This is a genomic window from Aequorivita viscosa (assembly GCF_900106795.1).
GTDB classification, from domain to species: Bacteria; Bacteroidota; Bacteroidia; order Flavobacteriales; family Flavobacteriaceae; genus Aequorivita; species Aequorivita viscosa.
In genome coordinates this window covers 201,981-225,563 of sequence record NZ_FNNS01000001.1, presented here as the reverse complement: position 1 = coordinate 225,563, position 23,583 = coordinate 201,981, and the positions used below count along the sequence as shown (strand labels likewise).

Genomic DNA, 23,583 nt, shown 5'->3' with positions numbered 1-23,583 from the left:
TTATTTTTTAATCGTCCAGATAGAGCCGTTTTTAGTTGTATGTTTATCTAAACTTCCTTTTGCAACTAGCTCATTCAATACGCTTTCAGTTTCACTTCTTGGAGTTCCAGATAGTTCAGAAAATTCTTTTGCTGTTAGCGTAGGGTACATTGCGAAAAGATTTTTCCATCTTTTACTGTATTCGCTTTTTGTGATATTCGGATTGAGTTTTAAGATTGCCATTTCATAAAAAGCATAAGGTCTAGCTCCATAAACAGTTTCCTTATTACCAACATTATCAACAACAAAAATAGTTGGGAAACCTCGCACACCATATTCTCTGGCGGTTTTTAAATCCTCTTGAAACAATGCTTTTGCCTGTCCATTAAAATCAGATTTTAACTTATCCACATCTAATCCAACTGTTTTAGCTGCCTTAGCAATATGTTCCCATTTAGCAATATTTTTCTTTTGTAAGAAAACCATTTCGCGCATTTCACGCATAAATAAATTGGCTTTCTCTTTATTTTGTAATTGTGCTGTTTTATAGGCAATTGAAGGTGGAAATGACGAATCTAATGGATCTTCTAACCATAAATCTCCATCGATAGGCATATCGTAAAAAACACTTACTTCATCCCAATGTGAAGCTACGTCTGATGGTTTTCCGATGCCACCACTATTGTAACTCCAATCTGGTAAAAGACCGCCCATTCTGTATTCAATTTCGATATGGTCGCCGTATTCCAATTTCAACTTACGTAATTGCGGTTCGATCCCCCAACAAGAAGAGCAAATTGGATCTGTGAAATAAACTAACTTTACTGATTTCTCAATCGAATTGTTTGCCTTCCCTGTAGTATCAACCATTTCGTCGCCAGGCATTTCGCACATTCCCGTTTCTGGATCGCAAAGAAGTGGATTGTTTTTAGATGTTTCTTTATTCATATTTTAAAATTTAAGTATTAATCGTTTTTTTAAATTTGAACTATCGCTCACATAACTAATTCATTCATAGCTTAATAACAACTAAGATATTATTACAAATATACGCAGGGTAAAGTGTATATTTGCTATTCATTTCCTTTTGGGAAGTACTTTCCTGTAGGAAACCACCTACGCAGTTTTGTCCTTAGATTTAAGTTTAAATAAAGAATTATGAAAAAGAAAGCAATAGTAAACAACACACCCGTTTGTCAGGTTAGAATGCAGGCCATTAGTGATACGATGAGCCTTTTATCGGGAAAATGGAAGTTCCATATTTTGGGAACACTTATCGAAGGTTGTAAACTCGGATTTATGGATTTGTTGCGTGAAATAGACGGTATAGGCAGTAAAATGCTATCTAAAGAACTTCAGGACTTAGAGATGAATCATTTAATTAGCCGAACGGTGATGGATACAAAACCCATAACGGTGCAATATGCCATTACTGAATACGGTGCTACGCTTACACCACTTATTAATGAAATGGCTAAATGGGGCATTGAATACAGGCAGTCAGTTCACGGTGCTAAATAACTGGCGTTACTTGGCTATGCTTCTATTTGGAAAATAGATATAGGACATAGGGCAAAAAAGACGTAGGATCGGCGGGTCTTACATAATAATCGGATACGTCTAGATTCGTATATTTTGTTTTGTCTCCTACGTCTTTTAACCTAAGTTCTTTAATTAACTTTTCCTCTCATAAAATGACCGACATTTCTAATTTTATAACTACCAATATCGGATTTAACGAATGGCATTTCATCTAAAACCTTCTTTGCCTCTGCCTCACTATTGGCATTCATAAAGTAAACTGTGAAATTTTTTATAGATTCGTCATAGGGAGAATTTTTATAGGCATTTTCGAGAACCCCTTCTTCATACAGTTTAAAATCGGCATCAAATTGTTTTTGAATCTCTTGCGAATCCACTTCATCGTAAGGTTTTAATAAATCCCAAACCACCACATAAACATTTTCTTTTTTAAGTCGAACATCTCCCGCTTTTTCACTTTGACCAAACAAAAAATTTCCGACGGGTATTAATTCAAACGTCCCAATATTTTTAGTCCTAAAAATCATTCTATAACTGCAATTTTGTATTTTCTCATAAATTATATTTTATTAATTACTGCTTTTTAACGCAATATGCGCTAAACACTTACATCACCTCCAAAATAAGCATTAATAATGGAGTTATCAACTGTTTTGGCAATACTTTAGCCATTGAGGATAGAGGGAATAAGCTATTGTGCTTTTTGAACAGATTTTGACCTCATTACCCAAACCCGGAAGAGGGTTTTCGCAAAAACATTATTTCATCCTTTTAAATTGAGGCAAAAAGATTGTATCGTTTTATGTATATGTTAACGTACAACAGATGGTAATATTAATTGAAAAAATGAACCACATCATCTAAAAATTCTAGGAACTCACCTATTTTTAGATATTTTTAAGTATGCCTATCCGTTAGAAGATTTGAGTGATAGTAACTACGAAAGAAGTTCATCGAAGCGGTTTTACCACGTCAATAATTTAATTAAGTTACATTATTAAAATGATTACTTCGATTGTAAAAATTATATTGAATGAAAGTTCTGTTTTTTTATTGAACAACTTTATGTTTTAGGGTAAAACAATTAATGGTGTTTGCCCTTCGTAAACTAATTCATTGATTAAAAATCGTTTAAAAAGTTGATCGGTTAATATCCGTGAACCTTTTTGAACGATTAATATTTCATCGATCTTGTTATTTATAACTCCCTTTATACCATCTATTCGGTTATTGGCTTCGTAAATAGCAAAGTTTGTTGAAAACCTATCGGCATAAATATTTGATAAACGCTGTAGATGTTCCTTAATTCGAGTTGTATCTTCGTTTGGTTTGGCCAAATGGAAAAACGTAATGCTCGTATTATTATGGTCTATGAAGCTTAGAAAATTGTTTAATTGTTCAATATTTAAGGGCTTATTCTCCCCTACTGCAACAAATATTTTTTCGTGTGAAAATGAATCGATTCCTTTTGGCATTGCCACGACTGTATTGTCTGTATTTCCAATAATTCTAAGGGCAACGCTTCCAAGAAATAGTTTTTTTAGCACCCCTGTGCCTTGTAGTCCTATAAAAATTAAATTCTCAAATGGTTCGGATAATAACTGAGGTAAAGTTTGGTGAAAATCGATTTCAGAAACGTAAAAGGAGACTTCAATAAAATCTGGAATAAGTTCCTCGGCAAGCGCTTTTAGCTTTGCTCGCGCCTTGTCATTTTCTTGTTGAATTATATAGTCTCTAGCCTCATTCTCTGCAAACGTCGGTAAAAAGGGATGTTTGATGATGCAGTAGAATTTTTGCATTGGCTTCTTGGCTCCAATCACAAGCGTACTTTATCAAGTCACGCGAATACGCTGAAAAGTCAATGAGTACTATAAACCGTTTATTCATGTTTTAAGATTTTAATGCGTTGTTCAGATTTTTCCAATAAATTGTTAGGATTACAAAATCTTTAATTAATAAGCTTATAAAAGGCTTCTACTTTACTTTGGGCGCCTTGAATATAAATTATATCGCCTTGTTTAATTATTTCATCTGGCTGAACGCTTTCCAACAATTTATCCTTTCTTTTAATGGCCAAAATATTAATGCCATAGGTAGCTCTTAAATTCAATTCTTTTAAAGGTTTACCTAAAAATTTATTGCTATCCGATCGCATCCGTAAGCTTTTGATGTTAAAATCTGCCAACTCGCTAGACCTGTATGTTTTAGGTCCTTTTAATTCCCCTTTAAACATTTGATAATTATCTGCCCTAACCTTATGAATAAGCTGAATTATATCGCCTTCAGGAACAAGGAAGTTATGCAAAATATGTTCAAATATCTGGATTGAAGTTTCAAATTCTTCAGGAATTACTTCATCAGCACCTAATGCGAGTATTTCAGAAGTTTCTTTAACATATCTAGTGCGCACTACTAAATATAATGAATCAGAAATTGAACGTACTTTTTTTATGATGTTTTGTGTGTCGGTATTTCCAGAAATGGCAATAACTGCAGCCCTTGCTCTGGAAAGGTTAACGGTTTCAAGAATATGAACATCTGTTGCATCACCATAAATTATTGGTAATCCTTTTGCCTTTTCCTGCTTTACAATTTCAGCATTCGTCTCAATTACTACAAAAGGAATTTTACTAGCTGTAGCTGCCCTAGCCAAGTTCCTACCATTAATTCCGTATCCAATTATTACCAAATGATTATCTAAACTGGGTTCGACAACTTCATCATTATCTACAGGGTTTACATCTCTGTTGAGCCCCAATTTTCTTTTAACCCCCAAAACTTTATCGGCAATATTTTCAGAAAACATGATCACAAAAGGAGTTAATAACATGGATACAATTGAAACCGATAGAAAATATTGGTTGGTTTCGGGTGTAAGAAGATTGTATTCAATTCCTATTTTAGATAGTATGAAAGCAAATTCCCCAACTTGAAAAAGGGCTAAACCGGTAAGGATTGCTGTTTTGGTGGGATATTTAAGAGTGGCAACCGCAATTGCAGCAACCGATGATTTTAAAATAAGCACAATAAAAACTAAAAGTAAGATAATAGGAATATTACTCAAGAAAAAGCTTAAATCGAGTAACATACCAACCGACACGAAAAAGAAACTCGTAAAAAGCTCCCGAAAAGGAAGAATAATACTTGTTGCCTGATGACTATATTCCGATTCTGAAATAATAAGACCTGCAATAAAAGCTCCTAATGCAAGCGATAGGCCTATTTCTGCCGTTAAAAAAGCAATGGCAAAACAAAGCGTAATTGTAACTAATAAAAATAGTTCCTTACTGTTGGTTTTGGCCACAGCGTGCATCAATTTAGGAACAATATAGCGCGCACTGATGTAGGTAAGGACAACGACAATAGCCGATTTAACCAATAACATTAAAATATCCTTGGTTACATCGGTAGATTCTCCAGCGATCATCGGAGTTACCAACATCATTGGTACCACTATAATATCTTGAAAAATCAAAATAGCCAGCGCATTTCTCGCGTGAGGAGCCGAAATTTCTTGCCGATCTTGCAGCGTTTTTAAAACAATTGCAGTACTCGATAAAGAAAAAAGAAAACCTACAAATACAGATTCGTTCCAAGAATTTCCTAAAAAATGGTAGACAAGACCAGCCACACCTACAGTAAGTCCTACTTGTAAAAAACCACCGATAAAAACAGTTTTTTTAATGGAGACCAACTGTTTAATCGATAATTCCATTCCAATAACGAAGAGTAATAATATTACACCTACTTCCGATAGAATTTCTACTTGCTCTACAGCCTTAATAAGACTTAAGCCATATGGACCTATAATAACTCCAGTTAAAAGAAATCCAATTATAGACGGAAGTTTAAGCCGTTGCAGTACAAAAACAATTACAACTGAAAAAACGAGAAGGATAAGAATATCTTGTAATAATGGCATACGCTTTAGCTATTCTTGTATTTAATTAGGGTGATTAAATTTATCAATAAACCTTATTTTAAAGGTGAAATATGAGTTGCTAAAGATAAACTAATGACATTAAATTATGAATTGAATTGATGCCTAATATACTCTCACTGTTGTATTATGTTAGATATGCCGCCATTACAATCGTGCCAATTCAACGCTCGACATAGCTACGCAAATAAAATCTTAAAGAAGAAGATCTCGTAAAACGGCCTAATAGCGACGTACTTAAAAAACAGTTTTAAACGGTTTGTTTTAATTTTTTTTGAATTATTAAAAAAGAATGATCGGTCAGTACCTGGTAGTAAATTTTACGAAATACTAATGTAATTTGTAAGCAGTAATGGGTCCTAAACAATACATTTTTGCCGCAACCCAAGCAGCTGATTTGGTGGAGTTTTCAATTTGCCCCGAAAACCACCAACAAAAAAGGGGCTGGCACTCGCCCCGACCATTCCAGCCTTTCGGCTTAATCTTTAAGCTCTGTTAGCCAATTAATTTCTTGAATCTTACTATCGATTTCCCTAAACGCCCGACCCGTTTGATCCATTTCTATTTGTAGTTTTTTAATACTAATTGTGGTTTTTAAGTTAGCATCACCACTATTATTGATTTGTGCCGCATATCGGATAGTCCTCAGCTTTTCAGCAAGCATTTTTAATGAATCTCTTTTCGCCAGTGCTTCCATTAAAAGCCCTTCCCCTTCAACAATGGTTTCATTATTTGTTTTGTTGATTCTCACAACAATAGTTTCTAAATCTTGAATAGCCTGCCGTAATTGCGCCAATAACTTTTCGGGATCTTCCTGTGGTTGTTTATCATCCGAAACAATCAATACAGGTCGTATTCTATTTTGAAGGTGTTCTATTTTTTTCATTAAATCTGCTCGGAGCAATAATCCTTCTGCTAGTTTCATTTTATACGTATTTAAAACCCTATTAACTTCATTTTAATCAGAAATAACACTTTCAAAAAATATCGAAAAGCTATATTTTGAAGAAAACGGTAAGTTATAAAAAGTTTTGGTTTAACTTTCTTCAAAGATACAGGTTTCGCCGAAAAGGGAACTCCCAAAATGTGCAGATGAAATTTTTAAATATTTCAACTTTGATGCTGCGGCTACAAAATTGAAATCGAGAGTAAGCAATTAAAAAAATATTAGTGGCTATTAACCCCGATATTTTAAATGCGCGGAATTTACCTCGATCGAATACTAGCTTCAGGAAAACTGTTGGATTTACCCTTTCAGACAAAAATTAAAAACATTAACTTTAAAATTCATTTAAAAGCAGAAATATCAACTGGCAATACAAATAATCCATTTCACATTTTCTTAGCTTTAAAATGTTGAAATTTGCAATTCAAAAAAATTCAAAAAAATGAATATTGGCTTAGTACTTTCTGGTGGCGGAGTAAGAGGAGCTGCTCACATAGGCGCATTAAAGGCTTTTGAAGAATATGGAATTACACCTACGCACGTAGCTGGTACAAGTGCTGGTGCAATCGTAGGTGCGTTATATGCAGCAAATGTTTCCTGGTCTGAAATATTACACTTCTTTAAATCTACAAGCATTTTTAGTACAAGTAGATATGCTTTTAATAAACCAGGATTTTTAGATACTGAAAAGTTTTACGACGACTTTAAAGCGTATTTCCCAGAAGATAATTTCAAAATATTGGATAAAACACTTTACGTTACAGCCACAAACGTTGCAGATGGAACTCTAAAAATATTTAGCAAAGGACAACTTATAAAACCTGTTATTGCCTCGGCTTCATTTCCAGGCATATTTACTCCAACCGAAATAAATGGTTCGTATTATATAGACGGTGGCGTAGTAAATAATTTTCCCGTAGAACCTTTAAAAAAGCATTGCGACAAGATTATTGGAGTATTTTTAAACCCCTTAGACAAAATTGATATCAAGAGTCTAAAATACTCGTATAGAGTTGTTGAAAGGGCTGTTAAAATAAAAACCGCTACTGAATCTATTGCTAAATTTCCGAGTTGCGATTTGGTTATTTACCCAAAAGAAATATCGAACTATGCCATGTTTGGAATGAACAATATTGATGCACTTTTCGATCTTGGGTATAACGCCACGATTAAAGTTCTAGAAGAAAAGGGATCTATTTTTATTCAGGATAAAACCTAAATTTTTAAACGTTTATATTTTAAATATTCCTCCTAACGAAAACACGCTTTCAAAAAACATAAAGTCCTGCGACGCTTTGTCGCTAGAATTCATGGTTGTTCTAACGTCTGGCATGTTAATATAACCTCCTTTTAAATCGCCTTGAACGAAGAAATATTTAAAAAACTTCACATTTACTCCTGCGCTTAACGACACTCCAAAACCTGCAACGTGAAATTCGTCATAACGATCTTTTGAAAGTAAAGTCGTATTGGTTTTTGGGTACAAACCTCCAATTCCGATACCTTCAGTAATATTAACCTGAATCTTATCTATATTCGTTATTCTAAATAAAGATGAAATATCATCAAACCTCCCAAATTCCAAATACACATAGTTTAAACCATCGGTATGTTCATATTCTAAAAAATCTTTGGTCAGTTGTATAGATTCATTGTTATAAACCCCATTGTAACCAGCACCTGCCTCATCTTCAGATAAATTGATGTAACCATTAATATTTACATATTGATCTTGTGTCATATCATATTTCATATGGTCAAATCCAAAAGCGAGATAATACTTATCACTAATAAAGTATCCAAGTTTAAAATTGGTTTGCGAAATAGTAACTCTTTTTGGGTTAACATAATCAATATGCCATCCTTTTGGTCTGTCGTGAGCTTTTACATTTTGAAGGGTAAAATTATAATCATCTCCTTTAAAAGTGATATCAGACTTTGTGTAAGCGGCTCTATTCCCTCCCCAGCTTAGAAAAACCTTGCCCTTGTTATGAGCATTGTAGCGCGTTGTAACTTCGTTTTGTGCGTAAGCACCCCAGTTCAAAACACAAAAAAATACTACTGAAAGTATTTTAGTCGAATTTAATTTCATCTGATTTTCATTCAATCTAAGCGATAAAAACCTGTTCAGCATTTAAGCCTATACCTTTCAATTAATTTACTGAAAAGTGGCGTTTATCTGTTAATAAAACATCTTTTAAAAACACAATTCGACTTTAGCTTATCCAGAGTGAAATCGAAGGGCTCAGGATAAACTAGAGTCGATAGAATCAGATTAGATACAGTAAAAGTAAATCGAACTGCGAACTATTTCTTTTCAATTATCAGTAGAAATTTTAAACAGAAACAGCTCATTTTTTCAGCAAGCGAAAGTACACAATTACCTTACACTTGTAATTATAATTTTCTCAAATTTAACATCAGAATGACTACATAATTCGAATACAATAAAATAGTTCGGGAATTTTATTGCAATATTCGTATTTTTAAAGCCTTTTTACATCTTTCAAAAATTGAAAAATTACGCCTAATTATAACATAACCAATAGGGTATAAATGCTTATCTTGAAATAAGTTAATGTTAATTTTAAATCAAGCATCGACTTCGTCTAAATTGTCTTTCTTATATAGATTCGCTTTCAGAACATAATTTTCGATAATTTTGCAATTGTTGTCTATTTAGCTAACTTTGAGCTACGTTTTAAGGCTAACCAAATTGAGTGAATTTAAAAGACATATCGGGTTCTACGAAAATCACTTCAAGGATTTCTACAAACAACAGTCCCTTACTGTCAAAAGAGATTGATTGGACACTTTTGTTAATCAAAACAACTAGAATTGTTTCCGAAAATCATTTGAAACACCTGACAGAAACCGACGGGCTATGGGAAGTCCGAGTTTCGGCAGATAATGGGATTTTCCGGATATTCTGTTTTTTCGATAAAGGAAATTTAATTATCCTATTGCACGGATTCCAGAAAAAGTGACAGAAAACGCCAAACAAAGAAAGTAAAAAAGCCGAAAGGCTAAAAAAAGAAAATTATGAAAACAGATAAAAGAATCACCTCATTTGATGACCATTTGGAAGAACAGTATGAAAAAAAAGAAACTCTGACAAGACAAAAATTTGAAGAAGAATTTGAAACTTTTCGCATCGGTGTTTTAATTCAGGAAGCTCGTAAAAAACAAAATCTTACCCAACAGGAATTGGCGGAAAAAGTGGGAACTACCAAAAGTTATATTTCCCGAATTGAAAACAACGCAAGTGATATTCGACTTTCAACCTTAATGCGAATTATCCGAGAAGGGTTGGGTGGACACTTGAAATTATCGCTTGATATATAATCCCTGAATACTGCAACTTACCCACTATTTATGGGCAAATACGGATTCCGTTTCAAAATGACAGATTTTGGATTACATATCGCCAACCTCTTTCTTTATACCTTTCATACAGCATTGATTTTCTTCAACCTGTTCGGATGGCTTCATTCTAAACTGCGAAAACTCAATCTTATTTCCTTGCTAGTAACCTTTGGGTCGTGGTTTTTATTGGGACTGTGGAAAGGATGGGGTTATTGCTTTTTAACCGATTGGCATTATCAGATACTGAGAACTTTGGGTGAAAGAAATATACCTTCTAGTTATATCGCGTTTATGGTGAAAAAAATATCGGGATGGACTCCAAGTTCTGAGTTAGTGGACTCACTCACAGTTTGTTTAGCTTTATTGGCACTATTATGCTCGCTTTACGTAAATTTCAGAAGCCGAAAAACAAAAGAAATATGATTTATAGTCATTTTTTCTTCAACGCTTCAAACCCAGCTATCACATCAAAAAGTTCTTCATCTATAGTACTTTGGCGTAGGCGATTGTAGTCTTGCTGTAGTTCATCTAGCATTTCATCAATATTTTTTTCAGCGCGTTCCATAGCTTCGAGTCTGCTAGCATTTTCGGCTGCTAAAGATTCTGCACTCGCCTTGTACAAGGATACGAACAGATATTCTTTAATTAGAGTCCCTAAGGTGCTTTCGGTTCCGCCAATTACTTGTGGCACATTGTGTGACGGCCATTCCATTTTGGTTATTTCCTCCTCCCACTTCTTATCGGGAGGGAATAATTGCTGGTCTTCTTGTTTATAATTTGCGCCTTCTGTTGGCGTATTGTGAAAAATATAAAGACTAAAAAACTGTTCGTCTTGCCTAAATGCTTCACTTCTAATTAAAATCTGATTTACCAATGGCGTAATTGCAGTAACCGAATTAGGCACGCTAAACCGTTTTGTGGGAGACAAATCGCCATCTACAAGTAAAGAATAAACCCTTTCGCCTACCACCCAAACTTCAGTTTCGCCTGGAATATCTTTTATTATATCTTGGGCATAGGTGCTTATTGAATCATTAAACCGTCCAACCAAGCCCTGATCTGAACCAAAAATAACCGCTACAGATTTTGAATCTTTCTTATTGTGATTGTCTGCTACTACAGAAATACGTTCTTTTTTGAAACAAGCGTGTATCCCTAATGAAATAGTACGATAATAATCTTGCAGCGAATGAACTGAGTTTTCATATTGTGTAATATTTGAAGTTGCCATAGCCTTCATAGTTCGCACTACTGAAGCCATGTCGCCTGCGCTTTGTTTTCTTCTTTGTAAATTTATTAAAGTATCACTCATTTTTTCAGAGTTCACGGATGTTTGCAATTGCTTCTTTAGCTAACGCGACGAGTGTAACCTCATCATCTTCATTTAAAGGTTCTGAAGCATATATCCGATGAAGCACTTCTTTAGACAATTGAGATGCTTTTTTCCGAATTAGATTTTCCGCCCTCGCCATTTTGTCGAGGGGCACGGAATCAAAAACACCATTTATAAGCGCTATGAGCACGAGCAATTGTTCTGGCACTGAAACGAGTTCCATTTCAGGCTGTTTGAAAATCATTCGAATGCGTTTACCTCGTTCAATTGTTTTTTGAGTATCCTGGTCGAGTCGAGTACCAAAACGGGCAAATGTTTCCAATTCTTCCGATTGAGCGTATGCAAGTTTTAAATTTCCCGCAATCTTTCTATAGGCTTTTAACTGTGCCTTTCCTCCTACTCTGGAAACCGATTTTCCGATGTCTGCTGCAGGTAATAGTCCTAATTCGAATAATTTTGGCGACAGATAAATTTGTCCATCTGTAATTGAAATAATATTTGTAGGAATATATGCCGAAATATCCTGCGCTTGGGTTTCAATTATTGGCAAAGCTGTTAACGAGCCGCCACCATTCGCTTTATTTAAATGCGTTGATCGTTCTAGAAGCCTAGAATGAATGTAAAAAATATCACCTGGAAATGCCTCTCTTCCAGGAGGTCTTCGCAATAACAATGAAAGTTCTCGATAGGCGCGAGCGTGCTTTGTAAGGTCGTCATAAACTATTAAAACGTCTCGGCCTTGTTCCATAAAATATTCTGCAATACTTGTGGCGGCATAAGGCGTTAAGTACTGAAGTCCAGGCGAACTGTTTCCTTCAGTAACTACGACAACGGTATATTCCATCGCGCCTTTTTCTGTTAGGTCTGAAATCACTTTGGCAACTGCAGCTGTTCGTTGCCCGACAGCGCAGTAAACACACAATACATTCTTATCGTGTTGATTGAGAATTGTGTCAATTGCGATAGAAGTTTTCCCCGTTTGTCGGTCGCCCAATATCAATTCACGCTGGCCACGACCAATAGGAATTATCGCATCTATCACTTTAATTCCCGTTTGTAACGGAGCGTTAACAGCCTCACGGCTCAAAATAGGTGGCGCAGGTCGCTCAATGGGATAGCGTTCTTTGAACGAAATCGGTCCTTTATCATCCATTGGGTTTCCGAGAGAGTCGATAACCCTACCGATTAATCCGTCGCCTACAGGAACATCGGCCACTCGATGGGTTCTTAAAACGGTATCACCTGCTTTAAGTTGGTCGTTTCGACCTAAAAGAACAACGCCAATTTCATCTTCATCCAAGTTAAAAGCCATTCCGTATAGACCGTTCGGAAATTCCAACAATTCTTCAAATCCTGTTCCCGGTACGCCCGTAACAGTTGCAATTCCGGCAGAAATATTCTTCACGATTCCCTTTTCACGAAATTGAATGGTGGGGTCGTAACTTTGCTTGCTGTTGCTTATTTCCAGAAAAGCATCATCTATGGTTTTATCTAAATCAGTTAATCGCATTTTCTTTCTCCTTGGTGATACTGTTATTGTTTAATGAATTAAGATAAGACTCAATATTCCAAGACAATTGATAGCTTGCCGTTCCTATTTCAATGCCACTGACCAATTCAGGTTCTAATACATATTGAAAGTTGTTTTGCTTACCTGTTATTTTCCCAATCATTGCTCCGAGGTTTTGTTTTGAAGTTGCTGAAAGTTCAAAAACACTTTTAATGGTAATTGGGGTTGCGCTGTCTATAAGGGCATCTTTAAACTTCGATTTTTCAGTTTCATCCAACTTTTCGATTTTTCCTAAGAAAACGTGTACAACTTGTTCTTCTAAATCGGCATTGGCAAGGTCTGCAAGGGTTTTACTTGCAATTTGAAAAACAGCATTTTTAGTCTTTCTTTTAAGACTGTCCTTTATATCAAGTTCCTGTTGCTTTAAAGACGCTTCAAACTTAGAACGCAATGCGGTTGATTCTTTTCGCACTTCTTCGAATAAGCGTTCTTTTTCAGAATTTACCTGAGCAATAGCTTCATTCATTTTCGCCACGCGTTCCTTATCAAAAGCTTCATTTTTCTGACGAAACAGGTCTTTATCCTTCTTCGCCTCCGCTTTTTTCATCGCAGCGTCCTCAAGCTGTTCCGCAATTTTCTTCTCTCTCGCATCTATAGCCTCCAAAACGGGTTTGTACAAAAACCGTTTCAACAGATAGACCAGAATGAGAAAGTTGACTATTTGCGCTATTACTGTAAACCAGTTGATTTCCATAAAAGTTTATCCTATAAAATGATTCCAGAACGGATTTGCGAAAATGAGGATCATCGAAAGCACGAAACAATAAATAGCTGTCGATTCGATCATTGCCAAGCCCACAAATAATGTTCTGGTGATAGTAGGGGCTGCATCGGGTTGTTGTGCAATAGATTCCAATGCTTTTGAAACCGCTCTCCCCTCTCCTAATGCTGGCATCATACTGCCAATTCCTGTTGTAATACCTGCAGTTATAATTGATGCCACTGCAATGATTGTTACGTTGTCCATATTCCTGATTTTAGATTTTAGATTTGAGACTTTAGATTTGAGATGATCAATCAATTAATCTATTAGCCCTTAATCAAATGTTTAATTGTTTTTTATTTACTGTTTTGTTTAGAGTCTAGAATCTATACTTCTAGATTCTAGACTCTTTTTCGACCATTCCGTCATAACTCTTAACTCTTAACTTTTTTCACCTCCTTCTTTCTCTCAGCATCTTGTGTTGCCGCGGCTATATAAACCGTTGCGAGAATTGCGAAAATATAAGCTTGTATCATTCCTGTTAACAATCCCAAAGCACTCATAATCATCGGGAAGAAAAAGGGCACTATTGATATTAGAACGGTAGCGATTAATCCACCGCTCATTATATTTCCGAATAAACGAACTGCCAAAGCTAGGGTTCGGGAAATCTCACTGATAATATTAAAAGGAAGCATAATAAAATTAGGTTGTAAATAAGAACGTAAATAGCTCTTAATTCCGCCTTGGGCAATTCCAAATACAGGAACCGCGATAAATACTGATATCGCTAATGCTGTCGTAGTAGAAAGCGATGCTGTAGGTGCTTCATACCACGGCACTATTGTCAACAAATTTGAAACTGCTATGAATAGAAACAAGGTTCCGATAAAGCCCATATATTTATCGGGTTTACTCAGTCCCACTTCCTTAATCTGGTCGCGAATCATAAGTACTAGCATTTCCAACACATTTTGCCAGCGCGTTGTCTTAATCTCTTTTTTTAGATTTCGAGTAATTAGCCACGCGCCGAGCGTTAGCAATATCATCAATGCCCAAGTGGTCACGATGGTCAGGTTTAAATGCATAAACCCGTACTCCCAAAAAATCATTTCGTCAGGACTAATTCTCATCGTTTACTTTTTTTATAATTGTTGGCTTTGTCTGTATTTCTTTTTTGGTGATTCGGGTAATTACAATTCTAGCTATTAAAAACCCTCCTAGGCAAGCCATCATTTTTTGCCAATTGTCGGCACCTACATAATAGAATCCGAGTAAGACAATTGCCATTCTTATTATCAAACTACCCATAAATATCAAAGTGGCATTCTTTGAATCCAGTCCTTTACGAACGGTGAGCCATAGACCTCCGAAAAATAGGACACCTAGCACAATCCCAGCAAATACAGCGGGTAGTAGGCTTAATACTTCATTCATTTCCATCTTTGTTATTTTTATGAATTTCGTTATTTTCTTTTTGAACCCAGTTCCACGCAATCAAACAACCTAGCATCAAGCCAGCAACCAAGAGACTAAGCGTCCAAGAGAAATCATTTTTGTAATGTTTATCGAGCCACATCCCTAAGGCGGCACCCAAAATGGTAGGTACTACGATGGACCAGCCTATCATTCCGAATAATCCCAAGCCAGCCCACACGCTTTTTTTCTCGCGCTGTGCCTGCAATTTTCGTTCTTCCTTATCGCCGACTACTTTCTCAAAAGAGTTGTTTGTATTTTGTTTTTCGTCGCTCACCTTTATCTTCTCAAGTTTTGAAAATTACGCAAAAAACCTGTTTCCAGCTTTGCCATCACATTACGGGCACTTATTTCCAGTTCATCAAGTTCTATCATTTCTTTTTCTACCTGCTCTCTCAGTTTTCCGAGAGGAGCATTTCCTATTGCATGACGCACAGATATTGATACTTGCGCTCCTGCTTTTATTAAAATCCCTTCGTTTACAGCTACATATTTTTCACCTTCCTCTTCAGTTTCATAAACCAAAATTCCTGTAACCAATGCCGCCGTACAATCCAATCTTCTAGGCAAAATTCCATACGAGCCAGCAGTTGTTTCCACGACGATTCGTTTCACATTTTTTATATCTGCAAAAACGCCATACGGTAGTAAAATCTTAAGATGCATTAATTTTGCTTCCATCGTTTATGCGTTTGCTTCTGCTTTCTTTTTCACTTCATCGATTGTCCCAATCATATAGAAATCACTTTCAGGATAATCATTAAATTCATCGTTCAATATTCTTTCGCATCCGTCCAAAGCATCTTTCAAACTCACGTTTTTCCCTTTGTATTGGGTGAATTGTTCGGTTGTATAAAACGGTTGCGTTAGGAATCGTTCCAGTCTTCGAGAACGGTTTACTGTTTTTTGATCTTCAAGAGACAATTGTTCCAAACCTAACATCGCGATAATATCTTTCAACTCTTCGTACTGCGCCAAGGTTTGCCGAATTTGTTGAGCAAGGTTATAATGTCTTTCTCCAATTACGTGTGGCGAGGCCATTTTGGAACCCGATTGCAACAGGTCGATTGCAGGGTACATTCCTTCACTTGCTCTTTTTCGTGACAACGTTATAGTCGCCGACAAATGCGAAAAAGTATGCACTGCTGCGGGGTCTGTTAAATCATCTGCTGGTACGTAAACGGCTTGAATAGAAGTAATCGCACCCGTTTTTGTGTTTGCAATCCGCTCTTCCAATTCTGATAATTCGGTGCTCATTGTGGGTTGATAGCCAAGTCTGGAAGGCATTTGCCCCAATAATCCCGACACTTCCATTCCCGCTTGAATAAAACGAAAAACATTATCAATTAGCAACAACACATCTTTATGTTCGTCATCGCGGAAATATTCTGCCATCGTCAGCGCTGCGTGGCCTACTCTAAAGCGAGCTCCTGGCAGTTCGTTCATCTGTCCGAAAATCATTACCATATCTGGTAGCACACCTGCTTCCTTCATTTCCTGATAGAGTTCAAGACCTTCTCGGCTTCGTTCTCCAATTCCGCAGAACATACTAACGCCTTGATGATTTGAAACCATATTGTGAATAAGCTCTGTCAACAAAACGGTTTTCCCAACTCCAGCACCTCCAAACAAACCTGCCTTCCCTCCTCGCTCTAAAGGCACCAAAACATCAATGGCCTTAATCCCCGTTTCAAACACTTGGGAAGTGGTAGAACGCTCAGTCAACGGTGGCGGTTGATTGTGAATACTGCGCCTTTCCATATTTTTGGGCAATTCATAATCATCCAAGGTGTTGCCAAAAACATCAAACATATGCCCCAATGTTTCGGGACCTACCGGTACTTTCAACGGTTCATAAGTGGAGATGGCTTTCATTCCTCTTTCCAAACCTTGGGTTGGAGTGAAGGCAATACACCGAATATGCTTGTTGTCCAACTGCATATGCACTTCGAGGATAATTTTGAAATCCTTCCCCGTTTTTACAACCATATTAATAGAAGGAAGGTTTTTCTCAAACATTATATCCACTACGCTACCGCGAACAGCAACAACACGTCCTATACTTTGAGAAGCTATTTCGTTTTTCATTATTGGTTGAAAGATTTATTCGGAAATAGTAATAATAAGCTATGGCATAACTGCCAATTGCGAAATTCACCACATCCAGTATTCTATTAAAATTGTAAAACGTAAATATATCCAATAAAAAAAGGATAGGAAATGACGTCTGTCATATAAGAATTGTTGAAATCAAAATCAAAATCGATTCACCACAGAGGCACAGAGGACACGGTTGAAATCGAAATTGAAATCAAAATCAAAATCGATTCACCACAGAGGCACAGAGGGAGCAAAGAAATATAACGGGTTTGAAATACGTCGGTTTGAATCACGACTTGAAAACGTTGCGACTTCGTAAGAGCTGTTTTTCACGCAAAGCCGCAAAGACGCCAATACAAATACTTTGCGGCTTCGTGCCTTTGCGAGCAAATGATCCTTATGAAATCAAGTCCGAAGATTAAACAACCAACCAATTTGGTTTAATACATTGAATGATTTAACTTTAGAGCTATTAAAGTTATATTAAATCACTAACCTTCTTTAGTATGCAAAATTTAAAAAAGAGTATTAGAGTTAGAGTTCTAGTTCTTGGCTTAGTCATCGGACTTCCTTTACAGATGTGTAGTCCCGAGGCGAGTGACGATTGTAATTGCAGCCCCATAACTGGTAGCTATTTCGATATTAAGGGAATGGAAATGAGTAATTACAGAAAAATCGATGAGAATTCTGTAAAGCGAATGCTAGAAAATGAAGCGGTTCCTTATTCCGAATATGAAGGTCTTAGTGTGGAATATCAAGTTGATTATATAAGCCACAGAAGTCACGCGCAACCTAGTTTTTCAATGATTAATAGCGCCTACGCCTGTTCTTGCGTTTATGATGGATATGCGGGGTCTAAAAACGAAAAACTCATTAATATTTCCGTAATTACGCTAAATGATTTTGATGAAAACCATAAGGCAAATGACACCATAAACGATTTGATAATTGTAAAAGGGTATTACTTTCAGGAAAATGAATATTTACAGGATTATTTAATAAAAGACACAACCAACATAAAGTTCCAAGGTATCCAACTCCTGGTAGATAGAAAGCCTACATTAAATGAGAACTACAAGGTGAAAGTAGTTGTTGAGTTATCTACTGGAGAAATATATCAAGATATAAGTGAATCTATAATTATTAGATAACAATCTAATGTTCTGTGCTTTGCTCTTGTCTGCCACTTTTCAAACCCTTGCTTGCATGAGCGTCCTGACCGTACGCTCCACAACTGTGTGAAGGCAACTATCACGAGTAAGACGCTCGTGCTCACGTTTGAAGGTTAAAAATCTAACCTTACAAATATCTTACCCTCTTATTTTTCCGTCATACGTCATTTTTTATTCCATAAAGTTAAACAATGCATGAGCAATACTATTCACCGCATCTGTCATAATCTTGAAATCAAGCGTTTCAATAACATCTGCTGCGGTGTGATAATTTGGATTACCTTCCCCTCCTGTGCCAATAATCATTATTGCTGGAATATCGAACTGCCAATAATTACGATGATCTGAAGGGCCATTATTTGGAAAATCATCGGCAAAGGAAATTCGGCGAGAGTCCATGCTGCCATTCGCTTTCAGCAGCTTGGAGATTTTCTTATTAAACCGATCAAAACTTTTAATTCCAGAAACTATCAATTGGTTTTTATAGAAAGAAGCTTCTTTGATAGGCTTTTTATCTTCACGATAGTAACCAATCATTTCAAGAGCAATCATCCCTATATATTCCTTGTTGGTTTTTGCAATGTAATTTGCGTGAATATAGCTTCCCATTTTTTTCGTTTTGAAAAACGGAGGTTCCTCCAAACAGAAAAACACGAATTCAATTCCGTAAGCTAGTTCTAATTCGTGTTCAGTTAGCATTCGCATTATTTCTAACAAACCGGCTACGCTACTGGCATTGTCGTCTGCGCCAGCTATTTATTTATACACGTCATAATGAGCTCCTATAATAAAACGTTTTGTTTTTTGGGGTTGGTATAAAGCGATAATGTTTTCGTATTCATTCCCTTTGGCCTGCCATTGTTGTCTAGTTGTCGGTAAACCAACATCCTTAATTTTCGCCTCAATATAATTTGCAGTTTTTTGCAGGCTTTCGATATTTTTATAGTTCCGATAAGGGTAAATGGAGGTTATGAACGCTACATGTTTGTATAAGTTTTCTGTATTTGCTTCCATTTTCTAGTCTCTTTAAAATACTATTTATTTACAGAAACGGCTATGTAGTTCGTAAATTTCTATGATGTACCAAGCATAGCGTTTTTTGCCCACTTCACAATAATAACCTCCGCTGGCTCGGGCGTCCCTCCCGTGTCCTCCACAACCGTATGCAGGCAACGGTCACGAGCGAGATGCTCGCGCTAACGTTATTTAAATTACATGCGATAGCATTATCCTAAAAACCCAATATTTTCAATGGGTATTACCGAATCTAATTCGGTATAATTACGGGCACTACTGTGTTTGGATTCCCGAGCCTCCATAACCAATCCTACCTTTACGGGATTGTTGTGTATATATTCTAATTTTTCTTTTATCATGGGAATACTCCACAATTCTATAGGATGGTTGTTCTGATGCCAAAATTGATATCCTTTTACATTGCTATTTTTTTCACCAGCTCTTTTGAACATCCATAATAACCATACCCTACCGCTTTCTTTAGAGTTTTCATTCTTTACGAGGTAAAACCTTTAAAATCCCTCAATAATCCCGACGGATTTTACTTGTCATTTCGAAACAATAAATGCAAGTGACTTGGCATAATACAATATGCAAAAAGTGTCATTCCTTTATGTTTTCTACAATAATCCAAACTATCCGTAATTACGTAGAAATAGACTTCTCAAATAAAAACAACTATCCAATTAACTACTGCAAACGAAACAAAGTAAGTTGCGGACGGATTGTGAAACCTGCCATCTGGCAGGCAGGTTTAAATTTCCTACTCATATCCTGATAATGTTAGAAATTGGTAGATAAAGATAATCGAATTTTATTTGTGGCTTTTTATTGTTTTCCATATCCACGAAACTGTGAGCAACTTTATCGGCAAGAGCGAGACGTTTGTGCTAGCGGGTTAGGCCGATAGCCTTTTTAAATAATATTCCTAGCTAAAGCAAGAGGTTCTTTAAAGAAAAGTCTTGAATAACCACGATGCTTTAGCCCGTGGGTAAAATGATGCCTGCGAACCTGGCTTTAGTCTAACTTTTTCATAATGCTAGCATTTATCCGTGAATTCTGCTTCCAATTTTGATGTACTTTGTCAAGTCTCCATTTGGAGTATATATTTTTAACGAACAAATATTTATTATATTTATCTTTTATATGGGAGCGATGGGGCGAAAGTCCTTGAGCTTTCTCTTTTTTCTCAACATCCCTTTCGTTGTTAATACTAACACGCTATATTGCACTATGGTAGCGGAGTAACATCCAATACCGCGTCGAGAATAGCCCTCATAATCGGGGGCTTTTCTTAGTATGAGGAAAGGGGATTGCACATCTAAAAATCCTCAGTGAAACACTGTGAAATAACTTCCCTCTTTGATTCTCCCATAAAATCAAGCCGCGTTAGAACTAATTTTTTCACAAAAATCTCAACAAAACGCGCCAGTTTAAGCACGACTTGAAAGCATTACGGCTTTGTGCAGAGCGGTTTCAAGAAAAATCGCAACTACGTCAAGAAAAATACTTTGCAGCTTAGCGCCTTTGCAAGAGAATCGTTAATTTGAAGTCAATATTTACTTTCCTGTATAAGCAACTCGCCAAATATGATGGGTTGTATCGTCTGTTATTAGCATAGCTCCATCTGGCATTATTACCGCCCCTACTGGCCTGCCGCGAACCTCATCTTTATTTGGATCTATAATAAAACCGGTAAGAAAATCCTCAGGTTCGCCCGCGGGTTTTCCATTTTTAAAAGGAATATATACCACACGATACCCAGAAAGAATATCACGATTCCAAGACCCGTGTTGTACCACAAAGGCTCCGTTTTTGTATTTCTCTGGAAAAGCATCAGCTGTATAAAAAACCAAACCTAAAGATGCAGTATGTGAACCAAGGTCTACATCGGGTACAATAGCTTCTTTCAACTTAATATGAGGCGGAATAGGCACTCGTGGATCAAAATTATTGCCCCAGTAGGAATACGGCCAACCATAGTATCCGCCTTCTTGAACAGAAGTTAAATAGTCAGGAACCAAGTTGTCGCCCAATTCATCCCGCTCATTAACAGCAGTCCACAGTGTTTGTGTTGTGGGTTCCCAATCCATACCAACGGGATTTCTAATTCCAGAAGCATATATACTCAAATCGCTTCCGTCGGGGTTCATAATAAGAATATTAGCTTTCATAACCTCGTGTTCCATTCCCTTTTCTCCAATATTATCACCACTACCCACGGCAATATATATTTTGGAATTGTCTTCATTAGCAATAATGTTCCGAGTCCAATGCCTATTGACTTTTCCTGCGGGAAGATCCACAATCTTACGTCCCTTTTCAGTAATTTTAGTTTGTCCTGTTTTATATGTAAAGTTTAGAATACCATCAGTGTTAGCCACAAATAGAGTATTCCCTATTAAAAGCATTCCAAAAGGTTGATTAAGCCCTTGCTCTTTAGTGAGGAAGGTTTCACGAAAATCAGGCAGCCCATCCTTATCTGTATCACGTAGAAGCGTAATCCTATCGGCGCTCCGTTTTAAATTATTTGAGCATCCAGCTCCAATTATAGTTGCTCCTATTTGCTTTAGAATACTGTAATTACTATTACTTTCAGCTACTAACACATCTCCATTCGGCAAAACATACATCCAACGTGGATTCTCAAAACCATTTGCATATTTGGTAACCGTAAATCCGTTAGGAGCTTTGGGTGTTTGCCCCTCTTCCCAACCTTTTACGTTGGAATAATTAGTAACGGACTTAGTTGCAAACGGTTCAGGTAATTGTTTTTCACCCTCAACTTGTGCAAAAAATGAAAAATGAACTGTTATTAATATTAAAACTGAATACTGTATCTTCATAATTAATGTTCTTTAGGATTCGGTTGTTTGAATATCTTTTATATTCAATTATCTATCAATGAAGATATTATTTTCAACATAAAGTTAATCTTAAGGAACTGTTATTCTTTTTTTATGACAATAGATAAAATGTATTCTTCTTTATCTCTTGTTACGAAAATCCACTAAACGTGGCAACAGCACACACAGATAACGCAATTCAGTTAAAGATTCTGTAAACTTTCGACATCTACAAAGTCAGTCCCCTAGTTATTGATTATTTTTAGAATATAAAACCAAGCAATTATGAAAAACATTTTACTTCTAATCCTCTTTTTTACTACCGTATTCTATTCCTGCAAATCGAAACAGGAGAAACAAACGGATGAAATGGCAACGAATCACACAACCCAACAAGCCGACACAGTACAGACCGCTTTAGGGCCAGTAGTTTTGCCGAAACCGTACACCACCAAATCGGTTGTTAATCAAAATACGATGAAAGATTGGCCTGAAGGAATTTTACCTACTGCGCCTGAAGGTTTCACCGTAACAAAGTATGCGGATGGCTTTAAAAACCCACGATGGACATACATTGCCCCAAATGGCGATATGTTTGTTTGTGAAGCCAACACACGTGGCAGTGCAGGCCTTATCACCCTGCTTCGCGATACCGATGGCGATGGAAAGGCCGATGTCCGCGAAACCTTTATTGACGAATTAAAGCAGCCTTTTGGTATGTTGGTTATTGGAAACTACTTTTACGTAGCCAACACCGATGGGCTCTATAAATATCCTTACAAAGCAGGCCAGACTTCTTTAAAAGCTTCTGAAGGCACTAAAATAGTAGAACTTCCTGCAGGTGGCTACAACAATCATTGGACGCGAAACATCATTACCAATGCTGCTAAAGACAAGATCTATATCTCTGTAGGCTCGGCCAGTAACGTAGCCGAACACGGAATGGATGTGGAAATTCGACGAGCCAATATCTTGGAAGTGGATCTAAATGGACAGAATGAAAAAATATATGCAAGTGGCTTGCGAAATCCCGTGGGGATGGACTGGAACCCGATTACTGGAGAGCTCTGGACAGCCGTTAACGAACGCGATGAACTTGGTGATGACTTAGTGCCAGATTATATTACGAGCGTTAAGGAAGGTGGTTTTTATGGCTGGCCTTATAGTTACTTCGGACAGTTGGAAGACCCACGGTTGGAAGGGCAGGCTCCAGAGTTGGTGGCAAAATCTATTGTACCAGACGTTTCCGTTGGGCCGCACACAGCGTCATTGGGACTTACATTTTATGATGCAGATACCTTTCCCGCAAAATACAAAAATGGCGTTTTTGTAGGCCAACACGGCTCTTGGAACCGATCTACACTCTCAGGGTATCGTGTGGTTTTCATTCGTTTTGAAAATGGAAAACCGGCAGCACAGCCAGAAGATTTTCTTACTGGATTTATAGCTAATGAAAATAAAAGTGAAGTGTATGGCCGCCCTGTCTGCGTTGCGGTTACGCCAGAAGGAGATTTGTTGGTAAACGACGATGCGGGGAACGTAATTTGGAAAGTAAGTTATTCCAAATAGTAAGTCCAAGAAAAAGAAGTTATA

At 36.8% G+C, this 23,583-nt stretch carries 26 protein-coding genes; 7 read left to right on the top strand and 19 right to left on the bottom strand.

Annotated elements, in window-relative coordinates:
• Positions 1-927, bottom strand: coding sequence for a ClpXP adapter SpxH family protein (locus BLW28_RS01015; RefSeq protein WP_073216450.1), 927 nt, complete (start codon positions 925-927; stop codon positions 1-3).
• 210 nt (positions 928-1,137) lie between these two features.
• On the opposite strand from BLW28_RS01015, the gene BLW28_RS01010 reads away from it, so the two are divergent.
• Positions 1,138-1,500, top strand: coding sequence for a winged helix-turn-helix transcriptional regulator (locus tag BLW28_RS01010; RefSeq protein WP_073216447.1), 363 nt, complete (start codon positions 1,138-1,140; stop codon positions 1,498-1,500).
• A gap of 149 nt (positions 1,501-1,649) precedes the next feature.
• Here the strand turns inward: BLW28_RS01010 and BLW28_RS01005 are convergent, their stop codons facing one another.
• The 4 genes from BLW28_RS01005 to BLW28_RS00990 all read right to left on the bottom strand — a co-directional run bounded on the left by BLW28_RS01005 (position 1,650) and on the right by BLW28_RS00990 (position 6,386).
• Positions 1,650-2,048: a hypothetical protein gene (locus BLW28_RS01005; RefSeq protein WP_073216445.1), complete on the bottom strand. Its 399-nt coding sequence runs from the start codon at positions 2,046-2,048 to the stop codon at positions 1,650-1,652.
• A 543-nt stretch (positions 2,049-2,591) separates the two neighbouring features.
• A complete protein-coding gene (locus tag BLW28_RS01000) occupies positions 2,592-3,320 on the bottom strand; it encodes a universal stress protein (protein WP_143036812.1) in 729 nt (242 codons plus the stop codon).
• Positions 3,321-3,469: 149 nt separating this feature from the next.
• Complete coding sequence (locus BLW28_RS00995; RefSeq protein ID WP_073216442.1) at positions 3,470-5,443, bottom strand: monovalent cation:proton antiporter family protein; 1,974 nt, start codon at positions 5,441-5,443, stop codon at positions 3,470-3,472.
• Between the two features lie 496 nt (positions 5,444-5,939).
• The gene (locus tag BLW28_RS00990) at positions 5,940-6,386 is read right to left on the bottom strand and encodes a DIP1984 family protein (protein WP_073216438.1); all 447 of its coding nucleotides are present in this window, start codon (positions 6,384-6,386) and stop codon (positions 5,940-5,942) included.
• Positions 6,387-6,849: 463 nt separating this feature from the next.
• Here BLW28_RS00990 and BLW28_RS00985 point away from each other — a divergent pair, with 463 nt between their 5' ends.
• The gene (locus tag BLW28_RS00985) at positions 6,850-7,626 is read left to right on the top strand and encodes a patatin-like phospholipase family protein (RefSeq protein WP_073216434.1); all 777 of its coding nucleotides are present in this window, start codon (positions 6,850-6,852) and stop codon (positions 7,624-7,626) included.
• Between the two features lie 12 nt (positions 7,627-7,638).
• Here BLW28_RS00985 and BLW28_RS00980 read toward each other — a convergent pair whose 3' ends face one another.
• Complete coding sequence (locus tag BLW28_RS00980) at positions 7,639-8,499, bottom strand: hypothetical protein (protein WP_234946443.1); 861 nt, start codon at positions 8,497-8,499, stop codon at positions 7,639-7,641.
• A 628-nt stretch (positions 8,500-9,127) separates the two neighbouring features.
• On the opposite strand from BLW28_RS00980, the gene BLW28_RS00975 reads away from it, so the two are divergent.
• From BLW28_RS00975 to BLW28_RS00965, 3 genes are read left to right on the top strand one after another with little or no spacing between them, the layout of a single operon-like run.
• A complete protein-coding gene (locus BLW28_RS00975; protein ID WP_234946442.1) occupies positions 9,128-9,394 on the top strand; it encodes a type II toxin-antitoxin system RelE/ParE family toxin in 267 nt (88 codons plus the stop codon).
• 55 nt (positions 9,395-9,449) lie between these two features.
• Positions 9,450-9,752 (top strand): helix-turn-helix domain-containing protein, encoded by a 303-nt coding sequence (locus BLW28_RS00970; RefSeq protein WP_073216431.1) that lies wholly within the window; start codon positions 9,450-9,452, stop codon positions 9,750-9,752.
• A 30-nt stretch (positions 9,753-9,782) separates the two neighbouring features.
• Complete coding sequence (locus BLW28_RS00965; protein ID WP_234946441.1) at positions 9,783-10,196, top strand: DUF2784 family protein; 414 nt, start codon at positions 9,783-9,785, stop codon at positions 10,194-10,196.
• A gap of 7 nt (positions 10,197-10,203) precedes the next feature.
• On the opposite strand, the gene BLW28_RS00960 is transcribed toward BLW28_RS00965, so the two are convergent.
• From BLW28_RS00960 to atpD, 9 genes are all read right to left on the bottom strand, one after another.
• Positions 10,204-11,085 carry a F0F1 ATP synthase subunit gamma gene (locus BLW28_RS00960; RefSeq protein ID WP_073216426.1) on the bottom strand — a complete coding sequence of 294 codons (882 nt, stop codon included), beginning with the start codon at positions 11,083-11,085 and terminating at the stop codon, positions 10,204-10,206.
• Between the two features lie 4 nt (positions 11,086-11,089).
• Positions 11,090-12,616 (bottom strand): alternate F1F0 ATPase, F1 subunit alpha, encoded by a 1,527-nt coding sequence (locus tag BLW28_RS00955; protein ID WP_073216423.1) that lies wholly within the window; start codon positions 12,614-12,616, stop codon positions 11,090-11,092.
• A complete protein-coding gene (locus tag BLW28_RS00950; protein WP_073216420.1) occupies positions 12,603-13,370 on the bottom strand; it encodes a F0F1 ATP synthase subunit B family protein in 768 nt (255 codons plus the stop codon). Before BLW28_RS00950 ends, BLW28_RS00955 begins: the two co-directional genes overlap by 14 nt.
• A gap of 6 nt (positions 13,371-13,376) precedes the next feature.
• The gene (locus tag BLW28_RS00945) at positions 13,377-13,643 is read right to left on the bottom strand and encodes a F0F1 ATP synthase subunit C (protein WP_073216490.1); all 267 of its coding nucleotides are present in this window, start codon (positions 13,641-13,643) and stop codon (positions 13,377-13,379) included.
• Between the two features lie 170 nt (positions 13,644-13,813).
• Entirely contained in the window at positions 13,814-14,512 is a 699-nt protein-coding gene (locus BLW28_RS00940) for a F0F1 ATP synthase subunit A (protein WP_073216418.1), read from the bottom strand.
• Entirely contained in the window at positions 14,502-14,816 is a 315-nt protein-coding gene (locus tag BLW28_RS00935; RefSeq protein WP_073216487.1) for an ATP synthase subunit I, read from the bottom strand. Before BLW28_RS00935 ends, BLW28_RS00940 begins: the two co-directional genes overlap by 11 nt.
• Positions 14,809-15,132: an AtpZ/AtpI family protein gene (locus BLW28_RS00930; RefSeq protein WP_234946440.1), complete on the bottom strand. Its 324-nt coding sequence runs from the start codon at positions 15,130-15,132 to the stop codon at positions 14,809-14,811. The genes BLW28_RS00935 and BLW28_RS00930 overlap by 8 nt, the downstream gene beginning before the upstream one ends.
• A gap of 2 nt (positions 15,133-15,134) precedes the next feature.
• A complete protein-coding gene (locus BLW28_RS00925; RefSeq protein WP_073216412.1) occupies positions 15,135-15,536 on the bottom strand; it encodes a F0F1 ATP synthase subunit epsilon in 402 nt (133 codons plus the stop codon).
• A gap of 3 nt (positions 15,537-15,539) precedes the next feature.
• Positions 15,540-16,943, bottom strand: a complete 1,404-nt coding sequence (gene atpD, locus BLW28_RS00920) for a F0F1 ATP synthase subunit beta (RefSeq protein ID WP_073216408.1) — start codon at positions 16,941-16,943, stop codon at positions 15,540-15,542.
• Between the two features lie 518 nt (positions 16,944-17,461).
• On the opposite strand from atpD, the gene BLW28_RS00915 reads away from it, so the two are divergent.
• Positions 17,462-18,106, top strand: a complete 645-nt coding sequence (locus BLW28_RS00915) for a DUF5034 domain-containing protein (protein WP_143036811.1) — start codon at positions 17,462-17,464, stop codon at positions 18,104-18,106.
• Positions 18,107-18,298: 192 nt separating this feature from the next.
• Here BLW28_RS00915 and BLW28_RS00910 read toward each other — a convergent pair whose 3' ends face one another.
• The 4 genes from BLW28_RS00910 to BLW28_RS00895 all read right to left on the bottom strand — a co-directional run bounded on the left by BLW28_RS00910 (position 18,299) and on the right by BLW28_RS00895 (position 21,990).
• Positions 18,299-18,883, bottom strand: a complete 585-nt coding sequence (locus BLW28_RS00910; protein ID WP_262481090.1) for a M28 family peptidase — start codon at positions 18,881-18,883, stop codon at positions 18,299-18,301.
• The gene (locus BLW28_RS00905; RefSeq protein ID WP_073216398.1) at positions 18,884-19,141 is read right to left on the bottom strand and encodes a hypothetical protein; all 258 of its coding nucleotides are present in this window, start codon (positions 19,139-19,141) and stop codon (positions 18,884-18,886) included.
• Between the two features lie 212 nt (positions 19,142-19,353).
• Complete coding sequence (locus BLW28_RS16125; protein WP_394331648.1) at positions 19,354-19,596, bottom strand: hypothetical protein; 243 nt, start codon at positions 19,594-19,596, stop codon at positions 19,354-19,356.
• 1,107 nt (positions 19,597-20,703) lie between these two features.
• Positions 20,704-21,990, bottom strand: a complete 1,287-nt coding sequence (locus tag BLW28_RS00895; protein ID WP_073216394.1) for a PQQ-dependent sugar dehydrogenase — start codon at positions 21,988-21,990, stop codon at positions 20,704-20,706.
• Between the two features lie 285 nt (positions 21,991-22,275).
• Here BLW28_RS00895 and BLW28_RS00890 point away from each other — a divergent pair, with 285 nt between their 5' ends.
• Positions 22,276-23,559 carry a PQQ-dependent sugar dehydrogenase gene (locus tag BLW28_RS00890; protein WP_073216391.1) on the top strand — a complete coding sequence of 428 codons (1,284 nt, stop codon included), beginning with the start codon at positions 22,276-22,278 and terminating at the stop codon, positions 23,557-23,559.
• Positions 23,560-23,583: the final 24 nt, after the last annotated feature.

What these genes read in the sequence shown, in the direction of transcription:
- BLW28_RS00940 (WP_073216418.1), bottom strand. Translation starts at nt 14,512, where the DNA reads ATGAGAATTAGTCCTGACGAAATGATTTTTTGGGAGTACGGGTTTATG.
- BLW28_RS00985 (WP_073216434.1), top strand. Translation starts at nt 6,850, where the DNA reads ATGAATATTGGCTTAGTACTTTCTGGTGGCGGAGTAAGAGGAGCTGCT.
- BLW28_RS00965 (WP_234946441.1), top strand. Translation starts at nt 9,783, where the DNA reads ATGGGCAAATACGGATTCCGTTTCAAAATGACAGATTTTGGATTACAT.
- BLW28_RS00925 (WP_073216412.1), bottom strand. Translation starts at nt 15,536, where the DNA reads ATGGAAGCAAAATTAATGCATCTTAAGATTTTACTACCGTATGGCGTT.
- BLW28_RS00960 (WP_073216426.1), bottom strand. Translation starts at nt 11,085, where the DNA reads ATGAGTGATACTTTAATAAATTTACAAAGAAGAAAACAAAGCGCAGGC.
- BLW28_RS01005 (WP_073216445.1), bottom strand. Translation starts at nt 2,048, where the DNA reads ATGATTTTTAGGACTAAAAATATTGGGACGTTTGAATTAATACCCGTC.
- BLW28_RS01015 (WP_073216450.1), bottom strand. Translation starts at nt 927, where the DNA reads ATGAATAAAGAAACATCTAAAAACAATCCACTTCTTTGCGATCCAGAA.
- BLW28_RS00995 (WP_073216442.1), bottom strand. Translation starts at nt 5,443, where the DNA reads ATGCCATTATTACAAGATATTCTTATCCTTCTCGTTTTTTCAGTTGTA.
- BLW28_RS00990 (WP_073216438.1), bottom strand. Translation starts at nt 6,386, where the DNA reads ATGAAACTAGCAGAAGGATTATTGCTCCGAGCAGATTTAATGAAAAAA.
- BLW28_RS00970 (WP_073216431.1), top strand. Translation starts at nt 9,450, where the DNA reads ATGAAAACAGATAAAAGAATCACCTCATTTGATGACCATTTGGAAGAA.
- BLW28_RS00945 (WP_073216490.1), bottom strand. Translation starts at nt 13,643, where the DNA reads ATGGACAACGTAACAATCATTGCAGTGGCATCAATTATAACTGCAGGT.
- BLW28_RS00980 (WP_234946443.1), bottom strand. Translation starts at nt 8,499, where the DNA reads ATGAAATTAAATTCGACTAAAATACTTTCAGTAGTATTTTTTTGTGTT.
- BLW28_RS00890 (WP_073216391.1), top strand. Translation starts at nt 22,276, where the DNA reads ATGAAAAACATTTTACTTCTAATCCTCTTTTTTACTACCGTATTCTAT.
- BLW28_RS01000 (WP_143036812.1), bottom strand. Translation starts at nt 3,320, where the DNA reads ATGCAAAAATTCTACTGCATCATCAAACATCCCTTTTTACCGACGTTT.
- BLW28_RS00905 (WP_073216398.1), bottom strand. Translation starts at nt 19,141, where the DNA reads ATGGAAGCAAATACAGAAAACTTATACAAACATGTAGCGTTCATAACC.
- BLW28_RS00935 (WP_073216487.1), bottom strand. Translation starts at nt 14,816, where the DNA reads ATGAATGAAGTATTAAGCCTACTACCCGCTGTATTTGCTGGGATTGTG.
- BLW28_RS01010 (WP_073216447.1), top strand. Translation starts at nt 1,138, where the DNA reads ATGAAAAAGAAAGCAATAGTAAACAACACACCCGTTTGTCAGGTTAGA.
- BLW28_RS00895 (WP_073216394.1), bottom strand. Translation starts at nt 21,990, where the DNA reads ATGAAGATACAGTATTCAGTTTTAATATTAATAACAGTTCATTTTTCA.
- atpD (WP_073216408.1), bottom strand. Translation starts at nt 16,943, where the DNA reads ATGAAAAACGAAATAGCTTCTCAAAGTATAGGACGTGTTGTTGCTGTT.
- BLW28_RS00955 (WP_073216423.1), bottom strand. Translation starts at nt 12,616, where the DNA reads ATGCGATTAACTGATTTAGATAAAACCATAGATGATGCTTTTCTGGAA.
- BLW28_RS00950 (WP_073216420.1), bottom strand. Translation starts at nt 13,370, where the DNA reads ATGGAAATCAACTGGTTTACAGTAATAGCGCAAATAGTCAACTTTCTC.
- BLW28_RS00915 (WP_143036811.1), top strand. Translation starts at nt 17,462, where the DNA reads ATGCAAAATTTAAAAAAGAGTATTAGAGTTAGAGTTCTAGTTCTTGGC.
- BLW28_RS16125 (WP_394331648.1), bottom strand. Translation starts at nt 19,596, where the DNA reads ATGTTCAAAAGAGCTGGTGAAAAAAATAGCAATGTAAAAGGATATCAA.